Origin of the sequence: Salinicoccus sp. Bachu38, assembly GCF_038561955.2 — a bacterium.
GTDB lineage: Bacteria > Bacillota > Bacilli > Staphylococcales > Salinicoccaceae > Salinicoccus > Salinicoccus bachuensis.
In genome coordinates, this window is the sequence record NZ_CP138333.2 from 141,515 (window position 1) to 152,768 (window position 11,254).

General features: G+C 46.8%; 13 protein-coding genes. 10 read left to right on the forward strand and 3 right to left on the reverse strand.

Going from position 1 to position 11,254, the window contains the following annotated elements; genetic code table 11:
• The first annotated feature begins 29 nt into the window (after positions 1–29).
• Positions 30–1,019, forward strand: a complete 990-nt coding sequence (locus RQP18_RS00690) for a YeiH family protein (protein WP_342388273.1) — start codon at positions 30–32, stop codon at positions 1,017–1,019.
• A gap of 31 nt (positions 1,020–1,050) precedes the next feature.
• On the opposite strand, the gene RQP18_RS00695 is transcribed toward RQP18_RS00690, so the two are convergent.
• Positions 1,051–1,401, reverse strand: a complete 351-nt coding sequence (locus RQP18_RS00695; RefSeq protein WP_342388274.1) for a general stress protein — start codon at positions 1,399–1,401, stop codon at positions 1,051–1,053.
• 154 nt (positions 1,402–1,555) lie between these two features.
• On the opposite strand from RQP18_RS00695, the gene RQP18_RS00700 reads away from it, so the two are divergent.
• The 4 genes from RQP18_RS00700 (at position 1,556) to RQP18_RS00715 (ending at position 5,222) form a co-directional block, all read left to right on the forward strand.
• Positions 1,556–2,866, forward strand: a complete 1,311-nt coding sequence (locus RQP18_RS00700; RefSeq protein ID WP_373446099.1) for a Na+/H+ antiporter family protein — start codon at positions 1,556–1,558, stop codon at positions 2,864–2,866.
• A gap of 64 nt (positions 2,867–2,930) precedes the next feature.
• Entirely contained in the window at positions 2,931–3,578 is a 648-nt protein-coding gene (locus RQP18_RS00705) for an MATE family efflux transporter (protein ID WP_342388276.1), read from the forward strand.
• On the forward strand, positions 3,548–4,300 hold the full coding sequence (locus RQP18_RS00710) for an MATE family efflux transporter (RefSeq protein WP_342388277.1): 753 nt from the start codon (positions 3,548–3,550) through the stop codon (positions 4,298–4,300). The genes RQP18_RS00705 and RQP18_RS00710 overlap by 31 nt, the downstream gene beginning before the upstream one ends.
• A gap of 34 nt (positions 4,301–4,334) precedes the next feature.
• On the forward strand, positions 4,335–5,222 hold the full coding sequence (locus tag RQP18_RS00715; protein ID WP_342388278.1) for an SDR family oxidoreductase: 888 nt from the start codon (positions 4,335–4,337) through the stop codon (positions 5,220–5,222).
• Between the two features lie 66 nt (positions 5,223–5,288).
• On the opposite strand, the gene RQP18_RS00720 is transcribed toward RQP18_RS00715, so the two are convergent.
• Positions 5,289–6,647: an aldehyde dehydrogenase gene (locus tag RQP18_RS00720; RefSeq protein ID WP_342388279.1), complete on the reverse strand. Its 1,359-nt coding sequence runs from the start codon at positions 6,645–6,647 to the stop codon at positions 5,289–5,291.
• Positions 6,648–6,864: 217 nt separating this feature from the next.
• On the opposite strand from RQP18_RS00720, the gene RQP18_RS00725 reads away from it, so the two are divergent.
• From RQP18_RS00725 to RQP18_RS00740, 4 genes are all read left to right on the forward strand, one after another.
• Complete coding sequence (locus RQP18_RS00725) at positions 6,865–7,041, forward strand: hypothetical protein (RefSeq protein ID WP_342388280.1); 177 nt, start codon at positions 6,865–6,867, stop codon at positions 7,039–7,041.
• A gap of 139 nt (positions 7,042–7,180) precedes the next feature.
• Positions 7,181–7,363, forward strand: coding sequence for a hypothetical protein (locus RQP18_RS00730; RefSeq protein ID WP_031546988.1), 183 nt, complete (start codon positions 7,181–7,183; stop codon positions 7,361–7,363).
• 115 nt (positions 7,364–7,478) lie between these two features.
• Entirely contained in the window at positions 7,479–8,012 is a 534-nt protein-coding gene (locus RQP18_RS00735; protein WP_342388281.1) for an NADPH-dependent FMN reductase, read from the forward strand.
• 60 nt (positions 8,013–8,072) lie between these two features.
• Complete coding sequence (locus tag RQP18_RS00740) at positions 8,073–8,855, forward strand: N-acetylglucosaminidase (RefSeq protein WP_342388282.1); 783 nt, start codon at positions 8,073–8,075, stop codon at positions 8,853–8,855.
• A 13-nt stretch (positions 8,856–8,868) separates the two neighbouring features.
• Here RQP18_RS00740 and fdhD read toward each other — a convergent pair whose 3' ends face one another.
• Entirely contained in the window at positions 8,869–9,615 is a 747-nt protein-coding gene (gene fdhD, locus RQP18_RS00745; RefSeq protein WP_342389354.1) for a formate dehydrogenase accessory sulfurtransferase FdhD, read from the reverse strand.
• A 183-nt stretch (positions 9,616–9,798) separates the two neighbouring features.
• On the opposite strand from fdhD, the gene RQP18_RS00750 reads away from it, so the two are divergent.
• The gene (locus RQP18_RS00750; RefSeq protein WP_342388283.1) at positions 9,799–11,064 is read left to right on the forward strand and encodes an L-lactate MFS transporter; all 1,266 of its coding nucleotides are present in this window, start codon (positions 9,799–9,801) and stop codon (positions 11,062–11,064) included.
• The last annotated feature ends 190 nt before the right edge of the window (positions 11,065–11,254 follow it).

Genomic DNA, 11,254 nt, shown 5'->3' on the forward strand with positions numbered 1-11,254 from the left:
CCCTATCATGAAGTACGGAGGCGAATATTATGGGGGCTGAAAAACCACAATTTTGGTATGGGATTCTTTTTACATTCAGCATAGCGGTATTCAGCTTTGGAATCGCCCAATTGCCGGGATTCACCTATGTTGGGCCACTGGCGACTGCAATCATACTTGCATTCATATACAGACAGATTTTCGGCTATCCTGACAGGCTGAGATCGGGTATACAATTTTCAGCAAAGATACTGCTGCGTGCTGCAATCATCCTATATGGTCTGAAACTCAATATAGATACTGTATTCAGCGAAGGTCTGCCACTCTTGATGAAATCAGCGATCGTCATTGCTCTGGCCATCCTTCTGTCTTATACTTTGGCTAAAATATTCAAAGCCGATATGACCCTCTCCATGCTGCTGGGGGTCGGGACGGGGGTGTGCGGTGCCGCTGCCATTGCTGCAGTTGCTCCCATCATCAAAGCGAAGGATGAAGATACGGCGGTGAGTGTAGGCATCATTGCATTGCTCGGAACAGTGTTTTCAATCGCCTATCTCATCGTGCGTCCATATCTGCCGATAGATGATGTTGCATATGGGGTGTGGTCGGGCCTGAGCCTGCACGAACTTGCGCATGTAGCGCTTGCTGCAGAACCCGCTGGTGAAGAGTCGTTGGCATTTGCATTGCTCGCCAAGCTTTCGAGGGTCTTTCTGCTCGTGCCTTTATGCTTCGTTTTCATCTGGTATATGAGGCGGAAACAGAGCAGGACAGGAGAAGCCAAAGTGGCTTTTCCATACTTCCTCATCGGGTTCATAGTGATGAGCCTGTTGAACAGTTATGTATTGGGGGATATTGTGAGTTTGTCTGAAGGGTTCATGACTTTCATCTCCCATCTGACCACAGTGCTTCTGACGATGGCGATGATTGCACTTGGGCTGAACATCAATATGAGGGATATGGCCGGCCGTGCATCAAGACCATTTGGAATCATACTCCTTGTTTCCATATTGCTTTCCATAACTGTATATATTATAAAATAAAACCGTTTCCTGGAGGGGAAACGGTTTTATTCTAGGAGAGATATTGTTCGACACTGTCGTTATTTGTAACGATCAGGAACACCTTTCCTTCGTCCATTTCACTTTCATAGCTTTCAGCTTCGGATTCTGAAAAGCCGAGGTTCTGAAGCTGTTTACGGAGAAGGTCGCCTTTTTTCTCAAATGTTGATTTCACTGCTTCGCCGACGCCCATTTCACTGAGACCCACCGTGCTGATGCCTGCGTTGTCTGCAATGCGCTTAGTGCGGTCATCATCGTGGGAGATGACATAGATGTCATCTGCGCTTACATCTTTGGAAGTGAGTTTACTAACATCATCTTGGAGTGCTTCGTCATTCGTATACGGTTTGATGAATGGTTTCATGTGTATGATTCCTCCTATGAATGTATTGATATTGACGATTCAAAAGAATAATTCCCCTTTATTTTCTTGTTAAACATGGCTGCATTGACAAATGACGGTAAAGTATTTAGTATTGCAATGTTGTAAAACTCTGATGATCGGAAGGTGACTCTGTTTGAATGCGGTCCTGATAGCGGTTTTTGTAATGATTTTATTAAGTCTTTTCAGATTGAATGTAGTACTGGCACTATTTATCGGCGCACTCGCTGGCGGAGTGGTTGCAGGTATGGGGTATGGTGAAGTCATCACCGTATTTACGGAAGGTATTGTAGGGGGAGCGGAAATTGCACTCAGCTATGCGCTCCTCGGTGGATTTGCTGCGCTGATTGCGTACAGTGGCATTACAGAAGTATTGGTAGGCTTCATAATCAAGGCGCTGAAGAAAGAGCAGTCCAAAAAAGCGCGGATCATTGCGAAGGTATCGATCATAGTCGCTCTCCTTGCGGTATCGATCATGAGTCAGAACCTCATCCCGGTCCATATTGCATTTATCCCCATCCTCATTCCACCGCTGCTCAGCCTGATGAACGAACTCGGTTTCGACCGGCGTCTCATTGCAGTTGTACTGACTTTTGGCCTGACCTTCCCCTATGTCCTTTTCCCGATCGGTTTTGGCCAGATATTCCAGAATACGATTGTGACAGGATTCGAGTCTGCAGGGATGGACATTGCCTTCGGGGAAGTGGCACCTGCACTCGTCATTCCTGCGAGCGGCTTTGTCGTCGGTCTGGTTCTGGCGTTGTTCTACTATAGGAAGAACCGGCGGTATGAAACCAAAGACATCGCTTCTGAAAGTGTTGCAGAGGTGAATGTCAAGACAGTTTCCATTGCTGTGATTGCAATTGTTGCGACGTTTGGTGTCCAGATTCTGACGGATTCCATGATATTTGGCGCATTGGCGGGAATCATGGTCTTCTTCCTGTCTTTCCAGTTCAAATGGAGCAGGCTGGACAATGAACTGGTCAATGGAATCAAAATGATGGCCTACATCGGAATCGTCATGCTGGCTGCCAATGGCTTTGCTGCTGTCATTTCAGAGACCGGGCATGTGAGTCCACTCGTCGATGGCATTGCGAATATCCTCTCGGATCAGAAGATACTGGTAGTCACTTCCATGCTGTTTGTAGGACTGGTAGTGACGATGGGAATCGGATCCTCCTTCGCTACCATTCCGATCATCGCGAGCATCTTCATTCCGATGGGAATGGAACTTGGACTGTCGATACCGGCCATCATTGCTATCATTGGTACTGCAGGTGCCCTGGGTGATGCCGGCTCACCAGCTTCCGACTCGACACTTGGGCCGACGGCCGGACTCGCTGCCGACGGTCAGCATAACCATATATGGGATACCTGTGTGCCGACTTTCGTATTCCTGAATATACCTGTCCTGATTGCAGGATTTTTTGCAGGTATGATCCTATAACATTTAAAATCCATCCGGAGCTTAGGCTTCGGGTGGATTTATAACATCCAGAAAAGGTGAGAACATGTACCATACAGAGTCCAAAAGAGAAATGTACAAACAATTCATCAGAATACTGTGGCCGATCATGATCACCCAGGTGCTTCTCTATTCCATGAACCTGATTGATACGATGATGTCAGGGAGGTCAGGGGTGGACGACCTGGCTGGTGTAGCCATCGGGTCAAGTTTCTGGGCGCCCGTTTCCACAGGGATCAATGGAATCCTGCTGGCCGTCACCGCCATCGTCGCTCAGCTGCTGGGCGCGGGAAAGAAAGAGGCGATGCGCCATAATGTCCAGCAGGCAATCTATGTAGCAGTGGCGCTCACGGCCATCGTCCTATTGATCGGCATGTTTTTTCTGGATGATGTGCTGGACATCATGGGGCTGGAGAGGTCCGTCCATCATATAGCCTACTACTATCTTGTTGGTCTATCCACCGGTACGTTGCCATTATTCTTTTTTGGAGTACTGAGAAATTTCGTTGATGCACAAGGGTTTACAAGAATATCGCTATACGTTATAACGACGTCGTTGCCTTTGAACATATTCTTCAACTATGCTTTAATTTTCGGAAACTTCGGCTTTCCGGAACTCGGAGCATCGGTGCCGGTTATGCGACATCCATCACCTACTGGCTCATGTTCCTCCTCATATCCCTCATGGTCATGAGAGTCAATCCACTAAAGGGATTCTACATATTCAGAGAATGGTCCCGGCCGTTGGCCGGCACCATAAGACACCATTTGGCCGTAGGGGTGCCGATCGGTGTACTCATATTTGTAGAGACCAGCATCTTTTCCATGATGACCCTCCTTATCGGAGTGATGTTTACCACAAATATCATCGCAGCCAACCAGGTGGTACTCAATTTTACTACGATGCTGTTCATGCTGCCACTCAGTATATCCATGGCAATGACCATTGTAATCGGGTTTAGTGCTGGAGGCGGGCGACATGAGGATGCAAGGCGTTATAAAATAATGGGAGTCGTTTCAAGTCTCGGACTTGTTGGCGCCGCTTCCATCTTTCTTTACTTCTTCAGGGAGCCCATTTCATACCTGTATACGGATGATCCAGAAGTGGTGGCCGTTACAATGCCGTTATTCCTGTTTGCCATCATCTACCAGTTCTCCGATGCTCTGCAGGCGACTTTCCAGGGGATACTGAGAGGATACAAGGATGTCGTCCTGCCTTCAGTCATCGCCATTGTTTCCTACTGGCTGGTCGGCATGGTGGCGGGATATTTGTTGGCTTCCCGGACCGGTCTTGAGGTCTATGGCTTTTGGGTCGGCATCTCCATCGGTCTTACGTCTGCAGCCATCGGTTTTTATGTCCGCTTGAAACATATTGAAAATAAAAATATGTTTAACGCCTCCCAAAATGCGCAATAAGTAGATATAAGCAAGATGGAAGGGGAGTAGGATTATGGACAATTTGAATAATCCAAAATATAAGTACTTTGATGATAAATTCAGCAAACAGGAACAATCATACCCGGGCGTCCAGAATGAGATGACCCCGGTACCCGACTGTGGGGAGGAATCCTATAAAGGCAGCGACAGGCTGACAGGAAGAAAGGCCCTCGTTACCGGAGGGGATTCCGGAATCGGACGTGCCGCAGCCATTGCGTATGCCAAAGAAGGCGCGGACGTTGCCATCAGCTATCTGCCGGATGAAGAGTCGGATGCCCAGGAAGTCAAAGAAGTGATCGAGGCGACAGGAAGGAAAGCAGTTCTTCTGCCAGGAGATCTTCGGGACGAATCTTTTGCAAGACAGCTCGTCCATGACGCAGCCAAAGAGCTGGGGGGGCTGGACACCCTGGTGATGAATGCGGGGATGCAACAGTATATAAATGATATAAAAGGCCTGAAGACACAACAGCTTCAGGATACTTTCACCATCAATGTATTCTCGAACGTATGGATGCTTCAGGAAGCACTGGATCACCTGCCTGAAGGCGGCAGTGTAATCATCACAACTTCCGTGCAGGCTTTCAGTCCGGCATCCCTTCTGGCGGATTATGCAATGACGAAGAGCGCCCAGGTGTCATTCATCGTTTCGATGGCACAGAAGCTCGGACAGAAAGGCATCCGGGTAAATGGCGTAGCACCCGGACCAGTATGGACGGCGTTGCAGATTTCAGGAGGCCAGCCGCCGGAAAACATCCCGGAATTCGGCCAGAATACACCACTGCAACGCGCCGGGCAGCCGGTTGAACTGTCGGATACCTATGTATTGCTCGCTTCAGACAGTGGCAGCTATATCACAGGTCAGGTATTCGGAGTGACAGGCGGAATGCCGATCAATATGTAGGCACGAAAAGCATGAGGAAATCAAAAAGGCCCCATCTGGACTTCGTCCAGATGGGGCCTTTTTGATTCATCTCCAAATATACCTGATCATTTTACCGAATAGCTTGGCATCGGGATATCTGAAAGGAAAATCGAAGCATGTCGTCTGATTCAGAATGCTTTTTTCGTGCGTGAAAGTATCGAATGAGTACTTTCCATGATACCTTCCCATGCCACTATTGCCGCGTCCGCCGAAAGGAAGGTGTGGGTTGACGAGGTGGAAGACGGTGTCGTTTACAGCACCTCCGCCGAACGGTACAGATTGGATGACGTTTCCAGCTTCGGCTTTGTTCCCGGTAAATACATACAGAGCCAATGGATCGGGCAGGTCCCTGACATCCAGTATCGCCTTATCAAGGGAATCGAATTCGAGTACAGGCAAGACGGGACCGAAAATCTCTTCCTGCATCGCATCGTGTCCAAAGTCCACATTATCGATGATTGTCGGTTCTATGGAAAGAGTGGAAGGGTCTGCATGCCCCCCGTGGACCACATCACCCTGAATCAGATCTTTAACACGTTCAAAGTGCTTTTCACTGACTATGCGCATATAGCCTCCATTCCTGAAAGGCTCCTCATAAAATTTTTCAGTGTAATATTTCATATGACGGATCAGCTCCTGTTTGATGGAAGCATGCGCATAGACAAAATCCGGAGCCACACAAGTCTGGCCGGCATTGATGAACTTGCCCCATACAATCCTTTTGGCTGCAAGTTTCACATTGGCATTTTTTGTCACGATGGCTGGCGATTTTCCTCCGAGTTCAAGAGTGACAGGTGTAAGATGCTGCGCGGCTTTCTCCATGACGATCTTCCCTATATGGGAACTTCCTGTATAGAAGATATAGTTGAAGGGCAGGTTGAGGAGACTCTGGTTTGTCTCTATGCCCCCTTCTACGGAAGCGACATATTTCTCGGGGAACGCCAGGGATATGATATCGCTGATTACCCGACTGATGGCCGGTGTATGTTCCGACGGTTTGAGAATGGCGGTGTTGCCTGCACTGATTGCACCAATCAGAGGGCCGATGGCCAGGTTAAATGGATAATTCCATGGTGAAATGATCAATGTGACGCCATAAGGTTCCTTATGGATTTTTGAAGTTGAACCGATGTGGCTTACAGGTGTTTTCACCTTTTCTGTTTCTGCCCATTTTTTGAGATGCCTCATGGAGAGATTGAGATCATTGTAGACATATCCTATTTCGGTCAGATATCCTTCAGTTTCTCCTTTATTCAAGTCCGTTTTCATGGCTTTAAGCAAAGCATCTTCATAATAACGGATAGCTCTTTTCAATTGTTTAAGCGATTCGATTCTGAACGGGAGGCTCCTCGTTCTTTCAGACTGGTAAAATTGCTTCTGTCTATTGAATAACGACTCATACATTTTAATCACTCCTCATTTTTATATATGTACCCCGATAAGTATGGAATATGTACTCTCCCCTTATTGAACAGCCCATATCACCTTACAACATTTTGAATACTCAATTTAATTAACACTGCTTTACAGAATGATAAAGTTTCATATGGTTTGTGTAAAAATGATTGCTTTTTATCGAAATGGCACTATACTTAATTTACTACAGGAAAAAGGTGATCAAATGGAGACGAGATTGAAAATATTGGAAGGTAGACTGACAGCCTACCAATTGAGCGAAGCCCTGGGCATCCCGATGGAAATGGCACAAAGTCTCCTGAACGAAGAAGTGGCAGTCGAGCAGCTTGATGAAGCAGTCAAAGCAAAGATCACTGGATTGGAAAGTGCTCTGTTCAACTAGCAGAGTTGTAATGTTTCACTGTACATGTTCATCTCATTTCATAGGAAACTGTTTGAATGCAATTCACATTCATTGTTTAATCCACTTCCTGTGATATAATTAACTTTAGTTTGATTAATTGGTTGAGGAAGGTGAATGCATGGATATTGGTTTGAATTTTGAATTAATGACTGAAAAGTTAACTGCTTACCAGATAAGCAGGGCTGTGGATATCTCCATTGATCAGGCTCAATCAATTATAGACGGACAGGTCGATATTGATGACCTGGACCAAGAGACGATAGACAAACTTAAAAATTTGAATGATAAACTGATGAACTGAGGTAGGCGGCAGCCGATCTCAGTTTATTTTATACAACTTTAGGCGGTTTAATTCAAATCATGCAGATGGTAACATATAATACACACTTAAATATATGTATAAAGGAGCCTTTCCAATGAAGTTACTGATCCTTTCAGGAAGTGCCTTTCCAGGTTCGCACACACATTCTATTGCCAGGCTGATCGAATCTCTTGTGGAACAGCCGGAACATGATGTAACCCATATAGATCTCAGGGAAATGGATATTCCCGTATTCGGGCAGGGGAAGACGGAAGATATAGAAGTCTTGAAGCGGCATGCTGAAAATGCAGATGCCATCATCATCGGCACGCCGAACTATCATACTTCATTTTCCGGTCTGCTGAAAAATGCATTGGACCATCTGTCCATAGACGAATTTGAAATGAAACCGGTCGGACTCTTCTGCAACAGCGGCGGCATGAGGAATTCCGACCCCCTCACGCAGCTGCGGATGGTGATGAGGGGCGTACATGCGATGGTACTGCCGCTGCAGGTATGTACATGTGATGAAGATTTTGACAAGACCGGCGAAGGATACGAGCTGATCAACAATGCACTGAAAGAACGGCTGAGTGTCATGATTGATGGTCTGGTGCGTCAGTCGCATTCCGAGACGATAAGCATCTGATGTATCAGATGCTTATTTTAGTATGAGGATCAATTTGAACGGATGGGGAAAAGTGGACGGATGAATAAAAGGACAAAAGAGAATATTCCGATTCTTATATTGCTGGGAATCATGGCCATATTCCTATTGGCATTCATGGTGTCGGAAACGACACTGTTCAAGGGGGGTGGAAATATCCATAATTTCGAGGAGGCAGTGGAGCGTCAGATCAATAATGGTACAGCGGATTTGAAGCTTGAAGAGGGCAGGGCGCGGCAGGCTGAAAACGATGAAATCAGAAATGCGATGAAAGTCCATGGAAGCCCTGTCGAATATCAATTTTTGAATCTCACTGAAAAAGTGGATGTTGCAAATGAAGAACTGGATCGGCTGCTGGAAGGCAAAGGCATACTTGAAGGACGCGGAGATTTATTCATTGAAGCCCAGGAAAAATATGACATCAACGTGTTGTATCTCATCAGTCATGCCCAGCTCGAGACCGGCAATGGGGAGTCGCAGCTTGCGCAGGGCATCCGTGCAGGAGATGCCATATACTATAATTTCTTCGGCGTCGGTGCTTTCGACCGGCAGGCAATCGAAGAAGGATCGGCCTACGCAGCCCGTGCCGGATGGTCCACCCCTGAAGCAGCCATACTCGGCGGTGCAAAATTCATCAGGGAAAATTACCTGGATCAGGAACAGCAGACGCTGTATGCGATGCGCTGGAACCCTGTGAATCCTGGGAGTCATCTTTACGCGACCGATATAGAATGGGCCCTGAAGATAGGCCGTATCGTCGAGTCGCATTATCAGAAACTGGGCAAGGACGCGGACAATTTCCTGAAAGACTATTATAAGCATTAAAAAAGATTCCAGCCTAAAGGCTGGAATCTTTTTTAATGCGCCAGGGATGACTGTATATATTGAAGGAATCACCGCGGACGAAACCGACAGCGGTAATGTTCAGGTCCTCCGCCAACTGTATTGCGAGGTTTGTGGGCGCCGATTTGCTCAGCACGATGCCGACACCGATCTTCGCAGCTTTTGTCAGCACTTCGGATGAAATGCGTCCGCTGAATACAAGGACTTTATCCCGGACGGAAATACGGTTCTGCAGGCAGTGGCCATACAGTTTGTCCAATGCATTATGTCTGCCGATGTCCCCCCGGTGAGCAATGACGCTATCAGACGTACCCAGACTTGCATTATGTATGCCGCCCGTCTCCTTGAAGATGGTGCTCCGCTCCTGCATGCCACGCATCAGTTCTATGCACTGGGCCGGGGTCAGCGTCGTTTTGGCCATTGAGACCTTTGCAGTGTCCACGTCGTTCTGGAAATAGAACTGGCGGCTCTTGCCGCAGCAGGATCCGAGGATACGTTTGGAGTAGATGAAGTGATCGGTGGGGATCTCCCTGTTCAGACGGATGTGGCAGAAGCCGCCGTGGTCGTCCAGATTCATGGATTCTATATCGCTGAACCGTTTTATCGCCCCTTCAGATGCAAGAAAACCGATAACCAGTTCCTCAAGATGTTCCGGCGAACATACCAGTGTTGCAAATTCCACATCGTTCAAGTAGATCGTAAGAGGGAATTCCTCTGCTACAGCATCTTCCACTTCCATCATCTGGTCATCACTGTAGCGCAGAATCTTTTTATTGGTTGTGGTCTTCAATATTTTCCCTCCTTTTTAATTATATTGAAAACGCTTTCCCATTATATTATAATGAAAATTAATTCATAACATTGCAAATATATTCTATAGTGTAAAGGTTTTTTTGTAAACAATTAAAACAAAGGGGCGCTTCGATTGAAAACAAAGAAAAACCGTTGGCTCATCGCATTGGCAGGAGTGGGAATACATATCTCGATAGGATCGGTCTATGCATGGAGCGTATTCACTGCACCGCTTCAGGCCGAGTTGGGATGGAGTTTGAGTAATGTTTCGTTTACGTTCAGCCTGGCAATACTGTTTCTCGGGCTATCCGCAGCCTTCATGGGCCATTTTGTAGAAGCGAAGGGACCACGCATATCAGGTCTCGTTTCTACAGGTTTTTTCGCCTCAGGTCTGGCTATTGCCGGGTTTGCCGTGCAGATAGAGAGTCTTTGGCTATTATATCTCGGTTACGGCGCTTTGGGTGGAATCGGGCTTGGGATAGGATATATCACCCCCGTATCGACTCTTGTAAAATGGTTTCCTGATCGACGGGGGATGGCGACAGGACTTGCCATCATGGGATTTGGTTTTGCCGCAATGCTTGCAAGCCCAGCAATGGAATTCATGATTGAAGCGTTCAGCATCGGTGCCACTTTCTATGTTCTTGCCGGGGTCTATTTTGTAATCATGCTGCTCTCAAGCCTGTATTTGGAGAAACCGCCGGAAGGCTATCAGCCAGAAGGTGTGGATTTGGAAGAAAAGCAAACGGCGAAGAAGGATCTGGTGCAGCTTACAGCGAATGAAGCGGTCAAAACCAGAAGGTTCTACTTCCTATGGCTTATGCTTTTCATTAATGTGACGTGCGGCATCGCGATCCTTGCTGTAGCAAGTCCCATGGCTCAGGAAATCGCCGGTCTCTCAGCGGGCGCAGCTGCTCTGATGGTCGGGCTGATGGGTGTGTTCAATGGTGGCGGAAGGCTGGTATGGGCAACGGTGTCCGACTATTTGGGACGGCCCAATGTCTACACGCTATTCTTCATCCTGCAGATCGCCCTGTTCCTGATTCTCCCTTCAGTCACCCAAGCCCTAATCTTCCAAATGATGCTGTTCGTCATCATCTCATGCTACGGCGGGGGATTTGCTTCCATTCCTGCCTATATAGGTGATATTTTCGGGACGAAACAGTTGGGGGCGATCCACGGGTATATACTGACTGCCTGGGCAGCTGCAGGGCTGGTCGGTCCTTATATCTCTTCTACAGTCTATGAAGCGACGCAGAGCTATACTCTAACATTATACATCTTTGCAGGAATGTTCGTTGTTGCCTTTCTGATTTCCATATTCATCAGAGTGGATATCAAAAAACTTGAGACGGTGGCAAAAAACGACAGCGAACCGGAGCTTGTCATGGAAAATTAGTAATTGGAGAAAGAATTCCAGTGTATGTTAATTATAAAATTGAATTTTATAATTTGCCATTTTAACAAGGCATGTTCTCTTCATCTTGAAGAGCATGTCTTTCAATTTTGTCCAATTTTAATCATTATATGGGGTTATAATCACTTTAAGTTTAAATTCTCAGAAGAGAATTGATTAAACTGAAAATTGG